Source organism: Mammaliicoccus sp. L-M44, from assembly GCF_022386355.1.
Taxonomy (GTDB): Bacteria; Bacillota; Bacilli; order Staphylococcales; family Staphylococcaceae; genus Mammaliicoccus; species Mammaliicoccus sciuri_A.
Window position 1 is genome coordinate 1 of the sequence record NZ_JAJNIU010000021.1, and the last position, 23,520, is coordinate 23,520.

Genomic DNA, 23,520 nt, shown 5'->3' on the forward strand with positions numbered 1-23,520 from the left:
ATATTGGTCACGTTTATTCTCGGATTTATTTAACATAGAATCAACTCCTAAATAAAATTTCAACTATATTATAAAATGGATTGTTAATTTTCGGTATTTTTTTAGCGCTGACTCCTGCGGGAACAGCATGATTCGAAGACTACAGGCTGAGAACATGCCCGCGAAAAGCATGCGCATAAAAAAATGCCGGCAAAGTCTAAGACTTTGTCGACACTCTGAAGCAAGCGACCTAGTCGCTTGCTTTTTTATATTTAACCTATTTGTATACGTTCTTTAGGATAATGGAACTTATCAGGTGTTGATTTTCCACCTAACATGACGACGAAACATAATAGTCCTACCCGACCTATAAACATCAACATCATGATGACGATTTTAGATCCTAATTGTAAGCCATCTGTAATCCCCATTGATAATCCACATGTACCAAACGCTGACATCGTTTCAAAGAATATAGATAACAAATCATGTTTGCCATCTTCAAATCGAACGACAGATAATACACCTACAAACGTAATCGCTAATGCAAGTGAAATAACTGCAAATGATCTTTGTATATCAATTGGATGTATTTCTCTATTGAAAGCTTTTATAGTTGTTCGACCATTACTAAAGTTCACTAAGTATAAAACAAGTATCGTAAATGTTGTCGTTCTTATACCACCACCTACTGAACTAGGTGAAGAACCTATAAACATCAATCCACCTAAGAAAAAGTTTGTTGCTTCAGTAAATTGACTTAAATCTATTGTTGATAGTCCAGCACTTCTTGTAGATGATGATTGGAACATTGCATAGAATAAAGCTTTATGCCACGAAACATCTTTAAATGCATTTGAAAACTCAAATAAATAAACCACAATTGTACCGAGTAAGAATAAAAATAAATATGTCGCACTCGCTATTTTAGTGAATAGCGAGAATCTAAAGTTTGGAATTGTATTTTTCATGTATGTTTTGACTTCAATCAATACAGGGAAGCCGATTGCACCTAACATAATAAGTAACATAATGATAGTTTGAACGAAATAATCATTAGCATAAGGTGCTAATGATTCTCCCGTTATATCAAGTCCACCGTTTGTAGTTGCTGATACTGATGCAAATATACCATGATGTATTGCTTCTTTCACTGATCCAATATCTTTATAGAAATAAAATGATAGCAATATCGCACCAATAACTTCAATCATTAAAATTGTTCTCACAATATCTAATATTAACTTCACAACACCATTCATAGCGTTTGAATTACTATCTAACATGATTAATTGGCGTTCACGTAAACCGATATGTTTACCTAAAATGACCCAAAGTAATGTACCAATAGCCATTACACCTATGCCACCAATATTAAGTATAATCAGGATGATAGCTTGTCCAAATATGGTAAACGTATCTTCAATTGTAACAGGTGTTAACCCCGTTACACTGACACCTGATACAGCAACAAATAATGTATCGACTGGTGCAATTTTAACACCAGGTTTAACAACATAAGGTAAATTTAATAATAAAAAGGCGACAATAATTGCGCCCAAATAATATAATACAATACCCTGTTGTGGAGTCATTTTTTGAAAAAAGTATTTTATAATGGACACAAATTGTCACCTCTATTTTATTTCAATGTTAATTTTTTCGTAATTTCTTTTCCATCTCGGATAAGCTTCAAGTTAACACTGTCACCTTTTTTATGATTATTATATAATTCTTTTCTAAATTCAAGATTATTTTCAATTTTTGTATCGTTAATACCGACGATTACATCATTAAATTTAACGCCAGCTTTGTCAGCATTACCATCTTTAGTAACACCAGTAATTGCCATTCCTGATTTATATTTATCAGGTAAAGATATTTGAGACTTTTCACTATCACTCATTTTAGAATAGTTTTGAGCCATAATACCTAATTCCGGACGTTCAATTTTACCATTTTTCTCTAATTTATTAATGTAGTCAGTAGCATCATTTGATGGAATTGCAAACGCCATACCTTCTACATTAGGCATATCGATTTTCAATGATACAATACCGATTAAATTACCTTGTGAGTCTAATACAGGACCACCTGAGTTACCAGGGTTGACTGCAGCATCTGTTTGAATAGCTTTAATTTCCCAATCATACTCGTCATCGCCATTAAAATCAACAGGAACTTTTCTATCTAGACCAGAAACTACACCTGTAGAAATACTATTTTGGAATTCAGCGCCTAACGGACTACCTATAACGATAGCTGTTTCACCTAAAATTAAATTGTCTGAGTCCTCAAATTTAATAGGTTTAAAATCTTCAGTTTTTTCAATTGGAATCGTTAAGACTGCTATATCAGACCATTGATCTGATCCTAATACTTTACCATCATACTTTTTACCATTTGCTGTTGTAATAATTGGTTTCTTATCACTTGATACAACATGTGCATTTGTTACTATGTATGCTTTTTTATTTTCAACTTTGTAAACGACGCCTGAACCGACGCCGCTATTTTCTTCTTTTTCCTTCGCTGAAGATTCTTTCTTACTAGATACATCTGAATCTTCATGAGATACACCTACGACTGAGTTTTTAGATTTCTCGACAGCTTCCATAACATTCGTAATAGGCTTTTGGAATCCTTTTTGAGATTGTTTTTCTTCAATCGATTTTCTACTTTCGTTAGGAGGATTTACATTTTGGAATATACTCCATACTAAAATAAATATTAAGATGATTGCTAAAATAATCGCAATGATTGGCCAATGCTTTTCTATTTTAGTTAAAAATGTATTGAGAAAACTATTTTTATTTTGAGATTTTTGTTCTACTTTTTCATCATGTCTTGCACCGAGCTGCTTATTTGTTTCAAAGTCATTATCTTTAGAAAAGGCTTTATCTGTTTCTGCCTGTTTTTGTTCACTTACTTTTTCATATTTAATCTCTTCAGGTTCTTCTTCTAAGTTTATTTTGCTATCTTCATTGTTTGTTTGAACTTCATCGTTATGTAACACATCATCTTGTTCACTATGTTCTTGATGTGTTTCAGCAAGTCGGTCATCGTCTAAATCAATTGTTGGATGTGATTTAGATTCTTCTTCTTGCTTTTTGATTTCTTCTTTCGTTAATTTTTCGATACGTGCTTTTTGCATATTTTCCTTAACACGTAATTCGTTTTTCTTTTGAAGTTCTCGTTCATTAGCTTTTTTTATTTCATATTCTTTTTTCTCTTGTTCGATTCTTTTTTCACGTTCTTCGTTATGAAAAAATTCACGTCGCTGTCTCTTATATTCATTTCTAGGAATGACATGCTTTTTTCGTGACATTTATTGCCCTCCTCAATCTAAACACTTAATGTATCTATTATGCCATATAATACTAAATTTATTAACATAAAACCATTGTAATTCTCAATATTATACACCTATTTTTACATATATTTACGAATTCATTCAATATGGATTATTCAATTAAAAAAAGATAAAAAAATACCCACAAAGTCATCAATAAACTTTGTGGGTGTTTTGCTTTTATAATATTAATTTGATGTTTTTTTATTATTGCGTACTGAAGTAATCCAACCAATAATAACGAGTAATAATAATACTGTCCAGAATATAGATTGCCATAGTATGCCATGAGGGAAATCATGTGGTAATACACCAATTTCATCATGTGCCAATACGATAACAAACAATTTAATACCTACCCAACCTACAATCGCAAATGCTGCCGCTTCTAAGTTTGGATATTTATTTAATAATTCTACAAAGTATGTTGCTGCGAATCTCATAATAATAACACCAATCATACCACCGACAAACATAACACCGAATTGACCAGCGTCCATACCACCAAAGTGGATACCCATTGCCGGTAATGTTACTGCGATAGCAAATGCTGCTAACATAGAATCAATCGCAAATGCGATATCTGCAAATTCTACTTTTAATACAGTCATCCAGAAATTCTTTTTCAATTTATGATGACCATGTCCATCAGAAGGAAATTCTGATTCAGGGAAATCATCTTGAGCTTCTACGTCATCTGGCGTCTTGAGCTCTTCACCTTTATGCTTTTTAAAGTCTATCAAGTTCTTAATGGACATATAAATTAAGTACAATGCCCCAGCCGCTTGAATTGGCCAGAAGTTAGCTAAGAAACTAATTAAGAATAATGATAAGAAACGAAATACAAATGCACCTAATAATCCATAGAATAATGCTTTTTTCCTTAAATCTTCTGGTAAATGTTTGACCATTACGGCCATAACAACAGCATTATCTGCTGCTAATAATCCTTCAAGAAAAATTAAAACAATTAATACCCAGCCGTAACTGATTAACAAACTCGGATCCATCAATTCACACTCCATTCTTTTTTATAAAAAACAAAAGAGACCATGCCTAATAAAAGGCAAAGGTCTCACTTAACATTTATGTGATGTCCATATTACCGGAAACTTGCGCTTCGTAATGACGATAATATGCTAGAATTTTTAAGTTCTAAAGTTACTCCCCTTCGACAAAGTCGTAGGTCTATTTAGTTTTACTTAATTATTATACAATGTTTTGTTCATTATAACAAACTATATAATTTAATTTCTGGGAATTTATCTTCAAACCATCTAGTTGCAAATTCATTTTCAAATAAGAATACATATTGATCATAGCGGTCTTTAACTAAAATAGATCGACTTGAATTCATATTGTCCGTAATATCTTTTTCATTTTCAATCCATCTTGCTATTTTCTTACCGACTTGTTCCATAACAACATCAACATTATATTCATTTTTCATACGATGCTCGAATACTTCAAATTGTAATTGTCCAACTGCACCTAGTATGATTTGATTCGTGTGCAACGTTTTATAAAGTTGAATCGCACCTTCTTGAACTAATTGTTCAATCCCTTTATGGAAATGCTTTTGTTTCATAACATTTTTAGCGCTAACTTTCATAAATATTTCAGGTGTAAATTGTGGTAATGATTCAAAATGGAATTTCTGGTTCCCGCCGACAAGCGTGTCACCAATTTGATAATTTCCAGTATCATATAACCCGATAATATCACCACTAACAGCATGGTTTACAGTTTGTGTATCATCTGCCATAAATGAAGTTGAACGCGTAATTTTTTGTTTTTTCTTATTACGTTGAAGTGTCACATCCATACCTCTTTCGAATGCCCCACTCACGACTCTCATAAATGCGATTCTATCTCTGTGTCTTGGATCCATATTTGCTTGTATCTTAAAGATAAATCCTGAGAAGTCTTGATCGAATGGATCCACAACATCTCCTTCTTCAGTTTTGCGGCCACTTGGCATTGGCGCATAATCAACATACGCATTAAGGAAGTTTTGAACACCGAAATTCGCTAATGCTGAACCGAAGAATACTGGTGTTAACTCTCCAGCTAACAATAATTCTTCATCAAATTGTTCACCGACTTCATCTACAAGCATTAACTCATCAATTGCTTGAGAAAATTGTGAATCATTTTTGATTGGATGATCTTCTTCTAATTCATAGTCATCATTTAAATGTAATATATTCTCTTCATCTCTAAATGGCTCTATTGTCTTATCGGATCTATCAATAATTCCGAAGAAATTTTGTCCCATTCCAATTGGCCAGTTCATAGGATAAGTTTCTATTTCTAATGTTTTCTCAATTTCTTCTAAAAGTTCAAAAGGTTCTTTACCCATTCTGTCTAATTTGTTGATAAATGTAAAAATAGGAATTCCTCTCATTTTACATACTTTAAACAATTTCAACGTTTGCGGTTCGATACCTTTTGCACAGTCAATTACCATTACAGCACTATCTACAGCCATTAATGTTCTATACGTATCTTCAGAAAAGTCTTCGTGTCCTGGTGTATCTAATATATTAATGTTGTAATGATCATAATCAAATTGCATAACTGAACTTGTAACAGAAATACCACGTTCTTGTTCCACTTTCATCCAGTCACTTGTCGCAAACTTCCCTGTCTTTTTACCTTTAACGGTACCTGCTTGTCTAATCGCACCACCAAAAAGTAATAATTTTTCAGTTAATGTTGTTTTACCAGCATCTGGGTGGGATATAATCGCAAATGTCTTTCTACTTTCTACTTCTTGTTTAATCGTCACAATTCATTTCTCCTTATAATTCGGATGTCCATTGGCTAATTCTATTTGCTAATTCATTTGCTTCATCTTCATCAAGTACATTAAACAAATGCAAGTACAAATGCTCAATTAAAGATTCTCCGTATAAATCGTAATCTACTTCAATAGACCAAAATAAATCCGGAATTGAAATCACAAAATATTCTTCTTTTTTATTTTCATATATATATACTTTACAATTTAAGTTTTGCGAATGACTTTCTCTAATCTTCACTTGGCTTTCCTCCATACTTTTCATATGCTGCCTCTAAACCGATTAAATCATCTCTATGAGGCACTTTGATATGACCAGGCATGATTTGATATGGCTCTCTCCCTTTAGATGCGAGTACAACTGTATCACCTGGCTCAGAAATTTCTATTGCATGTTTAATGCCTTCTGCTCTATCTTCAAATTCTACATAATTATTATGTGTCGCTCCTTTAGCTAATTCTGCTGTTAACATTTTCGGATCATCATTTGCAGGGTTATCTGGTGTGAAAATCACATAATCTGCTCGACAACTTATTTTACCCATTTCTGGTGTTTTTGTTAAGTCTCTTTCTCCGGCCATACCAACTAAGAATATTAATTTTTGTTTTACAAATGGTTTTACAGCATCTATTAATTTATCCATTCCGTCTGGCGTATGTGCATAATCAATAATTAAATCTATTGGTAAGTTTCTATCTAATACTTCTAAACGTCCTTCAACTGCAGGCATATTTTCAACAGCTTCAGTTATGTCGTTTAAGTCATAACCTTGTGCCCACAAACTTATAATGCTCGCTAATAAATTAAGGACATTAAATTTACCTAAATAAGGTGATTGTACTTTGTAAGAACCAAATGGTGTTTCAAGTGTAAAACGCACACCGCTGATAGATTCTTCTATATCTTTAGCCATAAAGTCTGCTTCGTTATCTATACCATATGTAAATATTTCGAATGGTGTTACAGGTATTAATTCTTTTATATATGGATCATCTGCATTCAATATGACATATTTGTCTTTTCTGTAGTCTTGACCTAATTGACTAAATAATAATGACTTAGCATGTCCGTAAGCTTCCATCGTACCATGAAAATCTAAATGATCTTGTGTTAAATTTGAAAAAATAGCGATATCAAATTCTAAACCACGAAGTCTGCCGATAACTAACCCGTGACTTGAGACTTCAAATGTCATACTCTCACATTCTTTATCAACCGCTTCAACAATATGTTTCGTTAAAGTAACAGTTTCTGGAGTCGTATTAACACCCTTTGTAACTGTTTCATTAATTTGAAAACCATTCGTTCCTAAATAAGCACTATTTTTCCCTAATCCTCTCGTTAAATGATGAATCATTGTCGCAATTGTCGTCTTACCATTTGTACCCGTTACACCAATCGTCGTTAATTTTTGACTAGGAAAATCAAACAAGACATGACTAAAGATACTTGCCACTTTCAATGTATCCTTAACCACAATTAATAGTACATCCTCATTTAATTCTACGTAACGGTCACTCACAATGACGCTACATCCTTGCTCTATTACATTCGGTATAAATTTATGACTATCTACTGTATAACCTTTTGATGCCACAAATATAGAGCCTTCTTGAGCATTTCTTGAATCTGTCGTAATATCATGAACTTCTTGATCAATTTGACCGTAAGTTTGTTTAATTTTTATTTTATTTAATAACGTTTTAACATTCATCGTTATTGCTCCTTTATTTTCAATAGGTCTATTATACACTTTCTTAAGTTGATTTTATAGCTTAGACTATAACTATAAACAATTATAAAATGAGTGAGCGTTTACTTTTAAATAAAGGGGTGCTTTTATGATTGATATTCAATCCATTACGAAATCTTATGGAAAAGCAGTTATTTTAAAAGATGTAACAACTCAATTTGAACCTGGTTTAATAACAGGTTTAATTGGCCCATCAGGTGCAGGCAAGACGACTTTGATCAAATGTATTTTAGGCATGACAACTATGGATTCTGGTACAATTTCGATCAACGGCAATCGTATACCTAACAGAGAAATTTTAAGGTCTATTGGTTATATGTCTCAAAGTGATGCATTATTTGATGATTTAACCGCTGTTGAAAATTTAAAATTCTTTGCGAAATTATACATTCATAAAGCACTTAAATTGGACATCAACGAACAAATAGAACGAACACTGGAAATTGTCAACTTATCACATGAAAAACATAAAAAAGTTAAGGCATTTTCCGGAGGTATGAAACGTAGATTATCTCTTGCAATTAGTATGATTCAAAATCCAGACATATTGATTTTAGATGAGCCAACAGTTGGTATAGACCCAAGATTAAGAAAATCAATCTGGAATGATTTGTTTCAATTTAGAGATGAAGGCAAGACCATTCTTATCACAACACATGTATTAGATGAAGCTGATAAATGCGATCGATTATTACTAATGAGAGAAGGACAAATTATTTCTTATGGTACGCCAAATGAAATTAAATCATCATATAACCTAAAAACGATTGAAGATGTCTTCTTAGCGTTAGGAGATGGTGCACATGATTAATATTGCCACGCGTATTTTAAAACAAGTTATAAGAGATAAACGTACCCTAATGCTCTTACTCGTTGCACCGTTATTAATAATGACGTTGATTTATTTTTTATTTAATTATTCTGATGAGTCAACTGATCTAAAAGTGGGTACATATCAAGTAAACGATCAAATCATTTCAAGCCTCAAAAAACAGGATATTAACATTCAAAAGTATTCAAATCAACAAGATTTAAAACATAAATTTAAAGAGGATCATTTAGATGGTTTTCTATCATTAAACGATAACAAACTAGATGTAACTTACGAAAATACTGACCCAAGCAAAACGAGTCAATTAAAGTTAACCATCAATAAATTAGTCATTATGCAAAGTACAAAGCAGTTGTCATCTGTCGTTAATCAACAAGGGAAAATCATTCAGTCCATAACTCAACAACTGCCAGCAGCCGAAAAGTCTCAAGTTTCGGCTAAATACCCAAATCATATAACAAAGTTAGATGCCAAAGAACATTATTTACATGGTGGTAAATATACAAATTATTTTGATACAATAAGCCCTATTTTAATCGCATTTTTTGTATTCTTCTTTACATTCTTAATTTCAGGTATTTCGTTACTTAAAGAAAGAACATCTGGAACTTTAGAAAGAACATTATCATCACCTATTAAAAAACATGAAATTATTTTAGGTTATATAATAGGTTATGGTACATTTGCCATCATACAAACAACTTTGATTGTTTTATATGCTATTTATGTATTACAAATGGTTACTGAAGGCAACATATTATTAGTATTTATTACGAATGTACTCGTGTCATTTATAGCACTTACGCTAGGTTTATTGTTATCGACATTCGCATCATCAGAATTTCAAATGATTCAATTTATTCCTTTAGTTGTGATTCCTCAAGTCTTTTTTGCAGGCATCATACCAGTGGAAAGCATGCATAAAGTACTCGTATATATCGCGCATATCATGCCGCTATACTATGCAGGTGATACCATTCAAAATGTTATGTTAAGAGGCTATCACTTATCAGATATTTATATAAATTGGATCATACTCATTGGTATATTCTTATTACTGTTAGTATTAAATATGATTGGTATGAATCGATACAGAAAAGTTTAACTATATTCCATGCATAATGACGTATAATTTGTTAAATATCTCCAACTAAAACATTGATATAGTATAAAGTTTTTATATTAATTTTGTAATTATATGCAATATCTTTTCACAAAATAGCGAAAATGCGTTAAACTATCATAGAAATTAAATACAAATACGGAGTGTGGCTAATGGTTTCTCAAAACAAAAAATTATTGATTATTACAGGTTCTTTCGGTAATGGTCATCTACAAGTTACGAATAGTATTGTGAAACAATTTGGTGAAATGAATTTAAATCATTTAACTGTTATTGAGCATGATTTATTTTTGGAAGCACACCCTATTATGACTTCAATTGCGAAACAATGGTATATAAACAGCTTTAAGTATTTCAGAAATATGTATAAGTTCTTCTACTATAGTAGACCTGAACAAATTGATAAATGTTTCTATAAATACTATGGATTAAATAAATTATTGAATTTACTTATAAAAGAAAAGCCTGATTTGATTTTGTTAACTTTTCCGACACCGGTCGTATCAGTTTTAACGGAACAATTCAATTTAAATATACCTATCGCTACAGTTATGACGGACTATCGTTTACACAAGAACTGGGTAACACCACACTCAAATAGATACTATGTTGCTACGAAAGATTTGAAAAAAGAAATTGAATCTATCGGTGTAGTAAGCGATGCAATCAAAGTAACAGGCATACCTATTTCGAAACAATTTGAGCAACCAATCGACCGATATCATTGGTTAACGAAACATAAATTAGATCCAGACAAAAAAGTCATTTTAATGTCTGCTGGTGCTTTCGGTGTATCAACAGGTTTCTCAACGATGATTAGTAAAATAGATATGTACGCTAAAGATGCACAAGTTGTCATGATTTGTGGTAACAGTAAAAGTTTAAAAAATGAACTTAGACATCATTTTAAAGATAATGATAATGTTTTAATACTCGGTTATACGAAACATATGAATGAATGGATGGCATCTAGCCAACTCATGATTACTAAACCAGGTGGTATCACTATTTCTGAAGCATTCTCAAGACATTTACCACTGGTATTCTTAAATCCAGCACCTGGACAAGAGTTAGAAAATGCTGAGTATTTCGCACGAAAAGGATACGGTAAAATAGCACACACACCAGAAGAAGCGACTAAACTTGTTATTTCACTTATGAATCAACCATCTAGACTTAAAGAAATGACACAATTACTAGAAGAAAATTATATTGAAAAATCAACAGAAAATATATGCAAAGACTTACTTTCATTATTAAGTGATTCACTTTCTTATAATGAAGTTTATGGAAAGGTTCCTATGTATGCCAAATACTTCATCAGATAAAACATTTCACAAAAAAGATTTTCGGTTAATGCTCATCATATTATTTATGATGGAATTTGCGAGAGGAATGTACATTTTAAGTTATTTACCAATTCTACCAACAACCACTGCTAAAGTGACTGTTGGTATTACTTCTTTAGCGATTTCTTTACATTTCATCAGTGATGCATTAACCAATTTCGTAATAGGTTTTCTTCTAAAACGATTTGGTCCAACTGTTATATTAACGTGTGGATTTATATTAGCTTTTTCAAGTTTAGCACTCATTATTTTTATACCGTCACCTATCGTATTTATTTTAAGTGCCATATTATTAGGTATCGCGGTCAGTCCAATTTGGGTCATTATGTTATCTAGTGTAGACGAGGCTTCTAGAGGTAAACAAATGGGATATGTTTATTTCAGTTGGTTAGTTGGTTTATTATCAGGTATGATCTTCATGAACTTACTATTTAAACTACATCCTACTCGATTTACATTTATGATGGCGCTATGTGTACTCATTGCATGGATATTATTCTATTTCGTTAAAGTACAATTAACAAATTATGAAAGTAAATCTGTTAAAAAACAACTACGAGAAATCGTACAAGTTACAAGAAGACATTTATTGCTATTTCCAGGTATCTTTTTACAGGGTTCTGCAATCGGCATGTTGGTCCCTATATTGCCAACATACGCAACAAAGCATATGGGTGTTACGACATTAGAATATACACTTTTACTTATTGTCGGCGGTATTGGATGTACCATTTCGATGTTATTCTTTTCTAAATTGATGGATAAACATTCTAAAGCATTTACACATCTTATCATTTTTGTAGGATTTTTAGCATATAGCTCATTTATATTTGGATTAACGGTCTTAACACAATTATTTATCGTTCTATTGATTGCTCTACTCATTGGTACTATTTATGGATTACTCTTACCAGCATGGAATACATTTATGGCTGGTCAAATTCACAACAAAGTTCAAGAAGAAACATGGGGTGTCTTTAATAGCGTTCAAGGATTTGGAACAATGATTGGCCCGGTATTAGGTGGCTTAATTTCTGAAGTATTTAGAGACGTGTATTATACAATTTATGCTTCAAGTATTATGTTCTTATTCTTAGCATTATTCTATGGTACATTCTTTATCATTAATTATAGAAAAAGAAAATCAGCATAAAATAAAAGGAAGCAGAAGTATTAAATCAATACTTCTGCTTCCTTATTTATATGAGATAAATTTCAATTTATCCTAGTGTATATGAAGCTTCTTCAGACCATGTTTCGTCTTCATTTTGCTTCATAAGTTTAATTGTATCAATTGTTTCTGAATGATCTATACCAGCCATTCTTACTTGGCCATAAATATCTTCAAATTCTTGGCTTGAAAGACCTTGTGCAATTGTAAAGTGTGGTACGAATGGATGTGTACTTTCACCATAGAATGCTTCATTATTAAATTTACTAAATAAAGATTCTAATTCATCCGTTTTAGTCACTTTAAAATAAATAACATTTTTAGTAGGTGCAAAGCTAGATGCTTTAGACACTTGGATATTTAATGGTTCAAATTCTTTAGCTGTAGCTTCTAATTGTGATTTCACTTCATTTAGTTTACTATCTTCAATTTCAAATTTCTCTTTAATTGTAATATGTGGTGCAATTAACGCATAGTGTTTGTCATATCTTTTACGATAAGCATTCACTTTTTCTTGGAATGGTTTAGACGGAATAAGTACGATGCCTAATTTCATAATGATACTTCCTCCTTTGTTTTTCTACATTATTATTATATCAAATTTTTTTGATTTTGATGACTTAAAAAGTAACTTAACATATTTGGTAATTCAGGCTTCCATGTTTTCCATGTATGTCCACCATCTAATTCAGTGTATTCATAGGTTAAATCTACTTGTTTAACGCGTTCACTGAATGCACGATTAGGTGTTAAAAAGTCTGCCATATCTCCACTTATAAGTTTGAAAGAATCTTCTTCTTTACCTATATAATGTTTGATTGTTAATAGATGTTTAGATGAGCAATTGTTAAATGCTTCTATTACTGTATCGTTGATCAGTGGACTGAACAGACCTGCTTGACTAAAATGATGCGGGTATTCTAAACATGTCATTAAAGCGATACTTGCTGCTAGACTATCGCCTAGTAACATTCTTGCATTACCTACTTTCAAAGTTGAGAATGTTTTATCAATATAAGGACATAGCTCTTTCACCACAAATTGTGACGTTTCTTTTCGGTATTCTCCATCGGGATGAAATTCTGTTCTTCTCTTATCTACATCTTCATAGTGAACACCGACAATGATTGCCCTTTCTATTTCATCATTTGTTCTTAATTTCTCGTATGCGCGATGAATTTGACCAAATTGGAAAAAGTCCCTACCGTCAAATGTAATAATCACATGATGTTTATATAGATCTGTATAGTCTTTAGGTAAGTAAATTGAGATTGTCACTTCCCTTTTTAAGAATTTACTTTCGAGTTTAATTTGGTCAACAAGACCTATTTTTTTATCCATAAAGAACGCTCCCAACTGTACATATAATATTATTGTACAGTAGAGAGCGTATATTTGAAAGCGTTTGATATTGTTTAATTATTTATCATCTAAGTTAAACTCTTTTAAACGTTTAGGATAATCTTCATGCCAGAATTTAGCTGTTGGCACTTCATCTGGAGCTGGTTTATAAATTGCATAATAACCAGAGCCTTTTTGTTTTTTCTGAATTTCGAAGTCACGTAATGCTCTTAAGGCTGGTTTATGGAGTATCCAAATCGCAATGATATTTAACCATGCCATCATACCTACACCTAAGTCACCCATCGCCCATGCAACATCAGCTGTTTTAACACATCCGTATATTGTGGCACCTATGAGGACTAACCTTACTAATATAATCCATATCTTCTGTTTATCGGACGGTATGATATAACTTACGTTAGTCTCTGCAATATAATAGTATGCCAGTATCGTTGTAAATGCGAAGAAGAACAATGCTAAGGCAATAAAGTAAGAACCGAAACCTGAGTATGCAGGATCAAACGTGTAGTTATCTCCAGAGAATGCTTTATCGATCCCTGCTTGAGCATACATCGCTGTACCTGATACGTCTTTACTACCATCAGGGCCTTGTACATAAATACCATTGTCATGAATTAAATGTGGTGAACCATCTTTATTTGTTCCACCGTCTGTCGTATTAAATGTACCTGACATTAAAATCATTAATGCTGTAGCTGTACATACTAATAAAGTATCTATATAAACTGAGAATGCTTGTACAAGTCCTTGTTTAGCTGGATGTGATACTTCTGCAGCGGCAGCAGCATGTGGTCCAGTACCTTGACCTGCTTCGTTTGAATAAAGTCCACGTTTAACACCAATTTCAATCATCGCACCGAATATACCACCAAAAGCAGCTTCAACACCAAATGCAGATTTGAAAATTAATGCGATTAAAGCTGGTACTTCCTGAATATTTGATATAATAATAACAATCGCTAAACCTATGTAAACAATAGCCATAAAAGGTACAACAGCTGTCGCAACATTTGCAATTGCTTTAATACCACCGAAAATAATAAGCGCTAATAATACAGCTAATACTATAGCAATAACCCAAGGATTTAAACCAAATGCATTTTTCATAGACGAAGCAATGGCATTTGATTGTACACCTGGAAGTAATAGACCTACAGATAGTACTGTTACAAGTGCAAATATAATTGCATATATTTTACCAGCTTTACCTTTTATACCTGATTCTATGTAGTATGCTGGTCCACCACGATATTGACCATTAATTTCTCTTTTATAAATTTGACCAAGTGTTGATTCGATAAATGCCGAACTCGCACCTAGAAACGCTGTAGCCCACATCCAGAATACTGCACCGGGACCACCGATAAAGATTGCTGTTGAAACACCAACAATATTACCTGTACCAACACGACCTGCTAATGATACTGCGATTGCTTGGAAAGAAGAAATACCTGTTGGTGATTTTTCCCCTTGAAACATTAACCGAATCATTTCTTTAAAGTGCCTGACTTGGAAGAATCTCATCATAAATGAAAATAAAACACCTGTTAGTAAAAGACCATATACTAACGCTTTACTCCATACAATCTCATTCGCAAAGCTAACAATAGATTCCATAATTAATCTCCCCTTTGTTGTAAGCCTTAAGATAACCTCATGTTCAGAAAATTTTGAAATTACCTTGTTATGATTATACCATGTATAAATACACAATCAATATTTTTTTGAAATGAGCATAACATAAATTGTTAGCGCTTACTATATTGTCAAAAAAGGTTTCTTGAAATAATAAGTATAAAGTCTTACAGACTCTTATATTCATAAATACGTTATAATTATTCTAATCCGTACAACTTAAAATAATATATAAAAATATAAACTTTCAAACTATACACGAATTCTAGAAACTATTTTATTTATCATTGTTAATTCTGTAATTTCGCTTATAATATAAAAGTATGAGAAAGTTTGATAAGGAGGACTTCTATTGTTAAATAAAGCATGGTTTCGTACAGGAATAGCTATTCTCCTTACGTTTCTAATTATTAAAATATTTATGGAAATCAATGAAATATTTTATCCGATTATCATTATTGTAAAATCCATATTACTACCATTATTATTAGGTGGATTCTTATTCTATATTTGTTTACCTTTTCAGAAGATGTTAGAAAAAAGGAAAGTACCAAGATGGGGAAGTATTTCGATTATCATCGTAGTATTAATACTAATTGTTGTACTATTTATCTCTATTATTGCTCCTGTACTAACAAATCAAATTAATAATTTAATTAAGAACATTCCATATATACAACGTGAAATTCAGCATGTTGTAGATTATGCATTACAACAAAGAGATCGATTGCCAGAAAATATATCACAAAAAATTAATGATTCAATCGAAAGTATAAGCGGTATCGTAACAGATATGTTAACCAACTTATTTAGTTATATTTCATCATTTGTTTCAACAATGTTCTTATTAATCTTAGTGCCTTTCTTCTTAATATATATGTTAAAAGATCACGAAAGATTTATACCGTTTATTGCTAGACCATTTAAAGGACGTACGAAATGGTTTGTCGTGAATTTAAGTAAAGATATTAATCAAACTTTACAATCATATATACAAGGTCAAGTTACAGTTAGTGTTATATTAGGTGTCTTATTGTACCTTGGTTATACTTTTGTAGGATTAGATTATGCCTTACTTTTAGCGTTATTAGCATTGATTACAAATATGATTCCATTCTTAGGACCATGGTTAGCATTTATACCAGCAGCAACAATCGCGCTTATACAAGATCCTATGATGCTCGTTTGGGTAAGTATTATCACTTTAATTTGTCAGCAACTTGAAGGTAACGTTATTACACCAAACATTATGGGTAAATCATTAAATATTCACCCACTTACAATCATTACAGTAATATTAGCTGCAGGTAATTTAGGTGGATTCGTAGCCATCTTAATAGCTGTGCCAACATACGCAGTACTTAAGACAATCGTTCGAAATGTATACACACATAGACAATCTATTAGTTCAAGTGCGAACCGTACAGTTGAAGACGATCCAATACATGATAACAACTTAAAATAAACAAAAAACTGAAACCAATGAGGTTTCAGTTTTTTGTTTGGTGTGGAAGATGTTATTGTGGGTGCCCTTAGTTACACTTCCGCCGACTTTTGTTACTATGGGCGCTCTTATTCACACTTCCGCCGACTTTTGTTACTACATATACAAAAAACCAACAAAATCATAGATTTTGTTGGTTCTCTTAATTATCTTACAACGTGGTAACCTGAGTCTACGTGAATATTCTCACCTGTTACACCGCTTGAGTAGTCACTTAATAGATAAGCTGCTGTTTTACCTACTTCGATAATATCTACATTACGTTTCAATGGTGAACGTTCTTCGATTTCTTTAAGGATCGCATTGAATCCACCTACACCTTTTGCACTTAATGTACGGATTGGACCTGCAGAGATTGCATTTACTCGAATGTTATCTTCGCCTAAGTCACGTGCTAAATATTTAACATTTGCTTCTAAGCTTGCTTTAGCTACACCCATTACATTATAGTTAGGAACTGCAAATTCTCCACCTAAATAAGTAGTTGCAACGATGCTTCCACCTTCTGGCATTAATTTTTTAGCTTCTCTTGCAACAATTGTTAATGAATAAGAACTAATATCTTGTGCTAATAAGAATCCTTCACGAGATGTATCTGTAAATCTTCCTCTTAAGTCTTCCATGTTAGCAAAAGCGATTGAATGGTAAACACCATCAATATGACCAAATTTTTCTCCTATTTGTTCAAAAGCATTTACAACGTGATCGTCTTTTTGAACATCACACTCATAGATGTGTTGTCCACTTTGATTTTTTAATTCTTCAAATAATTTAACAAGTTGATCTTTACTACGTTCTTTTCTGTATGTGAATACTAAGTTAGCACCTAGTTCGTCTAACACTTTAGCTACACCAAAGCCAATACTTCTTTTGTTCGCAATACCCATGATTACATATGTTTTACCTTCTAAATTAAACATTCACTATACTCCTTTAATATGTATATTATACTAAACATTCACTCGTTATAATAACACTGGTCAGACCACCTGACAAGCATTATACTTTTATTTTATATTGAATAAAAAGTAAAAATGAGGTCTATAGTTCAACCTCATTTTTACAAAGTTTATTAAATAAATTCCATATCTTGTTTTAATTGCGAAACATATTCTTTAGATCCTGTCACAATTAACTTATCTCCATATTGTAATTCAGTATCACCATGAGGTACGATTGAGTCTTTCCCTCTAATAATACGTACGAAGATTACGTCCCCAGCAAATGGGAATGATCTTAGCAGAACATTATGGTAGCTGTGGTTCTTCATCTCTATTTCATATAGAGAAGTTTCCACGTTACTTAATAAGTTCAGCATGTTTGGAGATTCAATTAATCCTTTAAGTAAAATTTTATTACTTAAGAAACTACTAAAGAATTCAATGTTCTTACCTTCAAATGCTTCATCTTCACTACCATTTTCTTGCTTACAAATAATTCTTTTAACGCCATGATCATGTGCCATTAAAGCGACTTGTTTATTGATATGATCATCGTTTGCAGAACATACAATGATATCTGAATCAAATAAACCTAATTCTACAAGTTCCTCTTCAATATAATCATCTAACTCATATGTTTTAATGCTTTCATCTAACTTTCTATTATCTGAAAGGTCTTTTCTAAAGAACATTGAAGTTTGATAAATGTGAGAATGAATACTTTGAGCAACTGGAATCGATAATTGGTTCTTACCAATAAAGCTCACTTTTACAATTTTCTTAGTTTCTTCAGGCATTGGGAACATCTTCTTAAATACAATCGGTACAAAGACACATGTGATAACCGCACTTAGAATAAGTATGCCAGATATTTCTGAGCTGATTGTTCCAAGTTGTTCAGCGATTTTTGCTGCTGCGATTACAAGTGACAATGTTGACGTTAATAAGAATGCCGAAGATATTGTCGTTTTACGGTCATACCATTTACCTATAAATGCTACTGGAATTAGCTTAGAAATTAAAAAGGCAATAAACAGTAAAGGTATGATAATTAATAATCCTGGCTCTTGCACTAGTGATGGTATGTTTAAATTCACACCTACCATAATGAAGAATATCGGAATAAAGAAACCATATCCAAATGAGTCTAATTTCTCTACCATATCTTGGTCAGGTCCTAATAACGATACGATAACACCTGCTAAGAAGGCACCTAATATATTTTCAGCACCCACACCTTCAGCTAAACCAACAAGTAGAATAATAAGTGCAAATACAGCACGGATACCTATTTGTGTAGTACCTGAAGTTAATTTTTTTAAGAATGGTGATTTTTTAAATAAACCACCCATAATATAAAAGATAAAACTAAAGACGATTAGAATACCTATAAGCCATAACGGTGAATCACCTTTAGCATTTATTGTTCCGTAAACTGTTAACAGTAACATTGTTGCTAAATCTGCTACAACTGCAACTAACAAGATAAATTGTCCGATGCTTGTATGCATAATATTCATTTCTTTTATTGTTGGTACAACTACACCTAAACTAATTGTCGAAATGATGATAACCATCAATAATACGTCGTCTATTAAACCAGTCCATTTGAATATAAAGGCTAATAAAATAGATAAAACCATAATTAATGAAAATACGACAGCCGTTAAATATAAATTACTTGGAATATTATTTCCTTCTTGTTCATCAGAAGTTTGTTTCGTCTTAAACGCATTAAAATCAATTTCTAAACCACTTAAGAACATTAAAAATATAAAACCTAACGTCGACAAGATAGATAACCATGCATCTTCTTTTACTAATCCAAATAAAGAGTCACCTATGATTATCCCCATTATGATTTCAGCAACGACAACAGGTAAGAAAGAAATTTTCAACCTATTTACAAGTATAGGTGTTAAAAATGCAGCAATAACAACAATAACGAGAGATGTAAAACTAGAATGCTCCATATTATTCTCCTTATATTAGATAAGACATAAATGCTGTTGCTAAACCAAAGTAGATCAACATACTGACAATGTCGTTTATTGTCGTAATGAATGGTCCACTTGCAACTGCAGGGTCAATATTCATTTTATTCATAAACATCGGTATAATTGCACCCATTAAAGTACCAACAGTCATCGCGATTGTTAAACTAACTGAAACGATGAGTGCCAATACAGGTTCGCGATATAATAAGACAATTATAATAAATAAACTTATTGCACAGAAGAAACCAGTCAATAATCCTGAACCAGATTCACGAAGTGCGAGCTTAAATTTGCTTTGTTCATTTATTTCACCTGTTGAAATATTACGTACAGATACGGCAAGAGATTGTGTACCTGAGTTACCACTCATACCACTAATGATAGGTATAAATGCTGCAAGAAGTGCAACTTGTGAAAGTGTATCTTCAAATTGTCCTAATATGGATGCTGTGATCATACCTAAAACTGTTAATATTAATAACCAAGGTAAACGTTTCATAGCTGTTTGGAAGACTGAATCATTTGTAGAGTCGATGTCAGATACACCGGCTAATTTAGAGTAGTCTTCACTTGCTTCTTCATCCATAACGTCCAAGATATCATCGATTGTAATGATACCTAGTAAATGATCTTGATAGTCAATTACAGGTAACGCAATCAAGTCATAATCACGCATTGTTTGTGCTACGTCTTCTTGGTCATCAGCTACATTAGAACTGATAACACGTTCACTCATAATTTCTTCAATATATGCATCATTTTCAGCAACGATTAAGTCTCTTAATGAGATAACGCCTGCTAACTTTTTATTTTCATCTACAACGAAAATAACATAAATTGTTTCCGCTTCAGGTGCTTGTTCTTTAACGTAGAACATCGCTTCTTTAACAGACATTGTTGAATATACTGAAATAAACTCAGTGGTCATAATACCACCGGCAGTGTCTTCTTCATAGTGAAGTAATGCTTTAATTTCTCTAGCATCTTCACGATTCATGAGTGTGAGTAAAGTGGCTATTTTACTTTTAGATAATACATTCAAAATATCAACTGCGTTATCGTATGACATGTCACTTAACATTTGACTTGCATAATTAGCATTCATATTTTGAAAAATTTCTTCGTATTCTTCATCATCTAACTCAGTCGTTTCAAAGAAGTCAGCTACTTCTAACGGAGAAAGGAATTGATATATTTTTTGTTTAAGCTCATTATCACATATTTCAAAGTATTCACCTTGGTCATATGTATGCATATTTAAAAATTCTTCTCTAAATTGGTCTATTTCATCATTTGCTAATAGTTCGTCTAACTTTTCTTTATCAAAAGCTTCGTCTTCGATGTAATTTTCATTATTTTCATTAACCAACTTTGCCACCTCCTCATAAAAATACAATTTATTATATCATACCTACACCGCTTAGGTTATAGTGCATTTCATCAACAATATGCAATTGTTTCAAAGTAATGGGATGTTCAAATTCTATATGATAGCACTGCAGTAATTGATGCTCATATTGACCATCTTCAAATCCATATAAACTATCCCCTATAATAGGATATCCAATATGTGCGAGATGCACTCTTATTTGATGTGTTCTACCTGTAAACAACTGTAATTTAAGCATGCTATTTTCAGCATCGCCATCTAAATATTCATATTCTGTATGTGCAAACTTACCTTCTTCAGAAACTTCTCTTTCTACAATAGAATGTTTTGCACGTGCGATTGGCGCTTTAATAACACCTTTCTTGGGTTCAACAGCCCCGTGAACAAGTGCAACATAGTATTTACTAATTGTCGTATTTGAAACCATATGATGTAATAATTGATGCTTCGCAAATATAACTATACCACTTGTACCGCGATCTAAACGTGTCACAATGTGTGGAATTGTTCGCTCACCATTCATTATCATATGGCTTAACACCGCTTCAACTAAACTATGATGAGGATGTTCTCTAGAAGGCGCAGTATTCATCATGGCAGGTTTAGAAACGATGATAAACCATTCATCTTCAAATAAAATTTTTAAATCAAATGTAAATGGTTCTAAATTATGACTAGGAGTTTCATTTGGTAAATGAACATCAATTTCATCACCTTCATGAATTTCTTTTCTAACGGTAGCGTATTTTTTGTTCACTAATAAAGCGCCATTCTGCTTAATGGCGCTTAAACTCTTTTTAGAAATGCCTTTATCATATAAGAATGTCTTCAAAGTCATTGAAGAAGTTGCTCTATAATGTAATACTTTCATATTTAATCCTCATTCGAAATAAATGAATCATGTACTCTTTTCCAGAAAGGAAATGGTCTAAATCTCGCAAAGCGGACTTTTTCATTTGCTACTCTATATTGAATCGATTCAATATTTTTATGTTTAACATTTACATGATCAATCGTAACTTGTAATGTATCGTTATTTACAGGATGTATATGACAAACGTGATGTTTAGGTAGTACAAGCGGAGAACCGACTGTTCTAAAGACACGGTTATTAATAGAAGCTATTTCAGCTATTTGCATAGCTTCTAGTGATGGATGTATAAGTGCTCCACCTAAAGCTTTATTATAAGCTGTTGAACCAGATGGTGTTGATACACATAAACCATCACCTCTAAATCTTTCAAACTGCTCGCCTCTTAATACTAAATCTACGACTAGTGTTGCGCCATTATCTGTTTTAATTGTCGCTTCATTTAAAGCTAAATATCTCGTTTCATATCCGCCTTTTTTATAACGAATAATCACTTCTAATAATGGATATTCTATAACTTGATAAGTTGAATTGTTAATTTCAATAATGAGTTTTTCAACTTCATGTGGCAACCAATCAGCATAGAAACCTAAATGCCCAGTATGTACACCTACGAAACTGACATCACCTAACATATGACTATATTGGTGAAATGCTTGTAATAAAGTACCATCTCCACCAACAGAAATTACGATATCGGGTGATTCTTTGTCTTCAACCATATTAAAGTCATTCATATGGTTTTTCATCTTATACATTAAAGCATTCGATTTTGAATCACCTTTTGATAATATATTATACTTCAAAGCATTCACCCCTAATCGTGTTTGTGTTTATTACTTTTCTGTCTGGAATAATATTTCTGTGCTTCTTGGATTTCTTCGCGTATTTCAGACATTTCTTCATCTAATAAAAATGCTGCCTCAGCTGCTCTCTCTAATCTATTTCTTATTTCAGGAGGATAATCACCATCGTACTTATATCTTAAAGTGTGTTCAATCGTCGCCCAGAAATTCATCGCTAATGTTCTAATTTGAATTTCTGCCAAAATATTTGTTTGACCATGTAACGTTTCAATTGGATAACTAATAATGACATGATACGAGCGATATCCACTTTCTTTTGTATATTCGATATAATTTCGTTCTTCTACAACTTCAAAATCTTGTCGTTGTCTTAATAGTTCTACAACGATATCTATATCATCAACAAACTGACACATCATTCTTAAACCTGCAATATCATACATTTCCTCTCTTAATCGATCAAAAGGAATATTACGTTGATTTGCTTTATCTATAATACTTGAGATAGGTTTAACACGACCTGTAACAAACTCAATTGGCGAAGGTTTATCTAAAGATTCATATTGCTTACGTAACCCCTTCAATTTAATCTTTAATTCGTCAATTGCTTGTTTATATGGTGCCAAAAATTCTTCCCATTGATTCATA

General features: G+C 32.2%; 20 protein-coding genes. 5 read left to right on the plus strand and 15 right to left on the minus strand.

Annotated elements, in window-relative coordinates; genetic code table 11:
* Positions 1–251: 251 nt before the first annotated feature.
* From LQ611_RS11165 to LQ611_RS11190, 6 genes are all read right to left on the minus strand, one after another.
* A complete protein-coding gene (locus tag LQ611_RS11165) occupies positions 252–1,604 on the minus strand; it encodes a TrkH family potassium uptake protein (protein ID WP_107565918.1) in 1,353 nt (450 codons plus the stop codon).
* A gap of 17 nt (positions 1,605–1,621) precedes the next feature.
* Positions 1,622–3,307 carry a S1C family serine protease gene (locus tag LQ611_RS11170; RefSeq protein ID WP_107572753.1) on the minus strand — a complete coding sequence of 562 codons (1,686 nt, stop codon included), beginning with the start codon at positions 3,305–3,307 and terminating at the stop codon, positions 1,622–1,624.
* 212 nt (positions 3,308–3,519) lie between these two features.
* Entirely contained in the window at positions 3,520–4,341 is an 822-nt protein-coding gene (locus LQ611_RS11175) for a TerC family protein (protein ID WP_107565916.1), read from the minus strand.
* 218 nt (positions 4,342–4,559) lie between these two features.
* Positions 4,560–6,122, minus strand: a complete 1,563-nt coding sequence (locus LQ611_RS11180) for a peptide chain release factor 3 (RefSeq protein WP_025905649.1) — start codon at positions 6,120–6,122, stop codon at positions 4,560–4,562.
* Positions 6,123–6,135: 13 nt separating this feature from the next.
* Positions 6,136–6,375: a YueH family protein gene (locus LQ611_RS11185; protein ID WP_025905650.1), complete on the minus strand. Its 240-nt coding sequence runs from the start codon at positions 6,373–6,375 to the stop codon at positions 6,136–6,138.
* A complete protein-coding gene (locus LQ611_RS11190) occupies positions 6,365–7,849 on the minus strand; it encodes a UDP-N-acetylmuramoyl-L-alanyl-D-glutamate--L-lysine ligase (RefSeq protein ID WP_025905651.1) in 1,485 nt (494 codons plus the stop codon). The genes LQ611_RS11185 and LQ611_RS11190 overlap by 11 nt, the downstream gene beginning before the upstream one ends.
* 127 nt (positions 7,850–7,976) lie before the next feature.
* Here LQ611_RS11190 and LQ611_RS11195 point away from each other — a divergent pair, with 127 nt between their 5' ends.
* The 4 genes from LQ611_RS11195 to ltaA all read left to right on the plus strand — a co-directional run bounded on the left by LQ611_RS11195 (position 7,977) and on the right by ltaA (position 12,345).
* Positions 7,977–8,699, plus strand: a complete 723-nt coding sequence (locus tag LQ611_RS11195; protein WP_107590947.1) for an ABC transporter ATP-binding protein — start codon at positions 7,977–7,979, stop codon at positions 8,697–8,699.
* Positions 8,692–9,825: an ABC transporter permease gene (locus tag LQ611_RS11200; protein WP_107634133.1), complete on the plus strand. Its 1,134-nt coding sequence runs from the start codon at positions 8,692–8,694 to the stop codon at positions 9,823–9,825. The genes LQ611_RS11195 and LQ611_RS11200 overlap by 8 nt, the downstream gene beginning before the upstream one ends.
* Positions 9,826–9,995: 170 nt before the next feature.
* Positions 9,996–11,171: a diglucosyl diacylglycerol synthase gene (locus LQ611_RS11205; protein WP_025905654.1), complete on the plus strand. Its 1,176-nt coding sequence runs from the start codon at positions 9,996–9,998 to the stop codon at positions 11,169–11,171.
* A complete protein-coding gene (gene ltaA / locus LQ611_RS11210) occupies positions 11,149–12,345 on the plus strand; it encodes a lipoteichoic acid biosynthesis MFS flippase LtaA (protein WP_025905655.1) in 1,197 nt (398 codons plus the stop codon). The genes LQ611_RS11205 and ltaA overlap by 23 nt, the downstream gene beginning before the upstream one ends.
* A gap of 67 nt (positions 12,346–12,412) precedes the next feature.
* On the opposite strand, the gene LQ611_RS11215 is transcribed toward ltaA, so the two are convergent.
* The 3 genes from LQ611_RS11215 to LQ611_RS11225 all read right to left on the minus strand — a co-directional run bounded on the left by LQ611_RS11215 (position 12,413) and on the right by LQ611_RS11225 (position 15,345).
* Entirely contained in the window at positions 12,413–12,919 is a 507-nt protein-coding gene (locus LQ611_RS11215) for a YjcG family protein (protein ID WP_025905656.1), read from the minus strand.
* Positions 12,920–12,954: 35 nt separating this feature from the next.
* Positions 12,955–13,704, minus strand: a complete 750-nt coding sequence (locus tag LQ611_RS11220; protein WP_239709575.1) for an alpha/beta hydrolase-fold protein — start codon at positions 13,702–13,704, stop codon at positions 12,955–12,957.
* Positions 13,705–13,782: 78 nt separating this feature from the next.
* Positions 13,783–15,345 carry an alanine/glycine:cation symporter family protein gene (locus LQ611_RS11225; protein ID WP_267919482.1) on the minus strand — a complete coding sequence of 521 codons (1,563 nt, stop codon included), beginning with the start codon at positions 15,343–15,345 and terminating at the stop codon, positions 13,783–13,785.
* Positions 15,346–15,715: 370 nt separating this feature from the next.
* Between LQ611_RS11225 and LQ611_RS11230 the strand changes: the two genes are divergently transcribed.
* Complete coding sequence (locus LQ611_RS11230; RefSeq protein WP_025905659.1) at positions 15,716–16,828, plus strand: AI-2E family transporter; 1,113 nt, start codon at positions 15,716–15,718, stop codon at positions 16,826–16,828.
* 185 nt (positions 16,829–17,013) lie between these two features.
* Here LQ611_RS11230 and fabI read toward each other — a convergent pair whose 3' ends face one another.
* The 6 genes from fabI to yjbM form a co-directional block, all read right to left on the minus strand.
* A complete protein-coding gene (gene fabI, locus LQ611_RS11235) occupies positions 17,014–17,787 on the minus strand; it encodes an enoyl-ACP reductase FabI (protein WP_103361601.1) in 774 nt (257 codons plus the stop codon).
* A 152-nt stretch (positions 17,788–17,939) separates the two neighbouring features.
* On the minus strand, positions 17,940–19,781 hold the full coding sequence (locus LQ611_RS11240; protein WP_025905661.1) for a cation:proton antiporter family protein: 1,842 nt from the start codon (positions 19,779–19,781) through the stop codon (positions 17,940–17,942).
* A gap of 10 nt (positions 19,782–19,791) precedes the next feature.
* Complete coding sequence (mgtE, locus tag LQ611_RS11245; RefSeq protein WP_025905662.1) at positions 19,792–21,174, minus strand: magnesium transporter; 1,383 nt, start codon at positions 21,172–21,174, stop codon at positions 19,792–19,794.
* Positions 21,175–21,205: 31 nt separating this feature from the next.
* Positions 21,206–22,066: an RluA family pseudouridine synthase gene (locus tag LQ611_RS11250; protein ID WP_025905663.1), complete on the minus strand. Its 861-nt coding sequence runs from the start codon at positions 22,064–22,066 to the stop codon at positions 21,206–21,208.
* 2 nt (positions 22,067–22,068) lie between these two features.
* Positions 22,069–22,872 (minus strand): NAD kinase, encoded by an 804-nt coding sequence (locus LQ611_RS11255; RefSeq protein WP_025905664.1) that lies wholly within the window; start codon positions 22,870–22,872, stop codon positions 22,069–22,071.
* A gap of 11 nt (positions 22,873–22,883) precedes the next feature.
* A complete protein-coding gene (gene yjbM / locus LQ611_RS11260; RefSeq protein ID WP_025905665.1) occupies positions 22,884–23,519 on the minus strand; it encodes a GTP diphosphokinase in 636 nt (211 codons plus the stop codon).
* Between the last annotated feature and the right edge of the window lies 1 nt (position 23,520).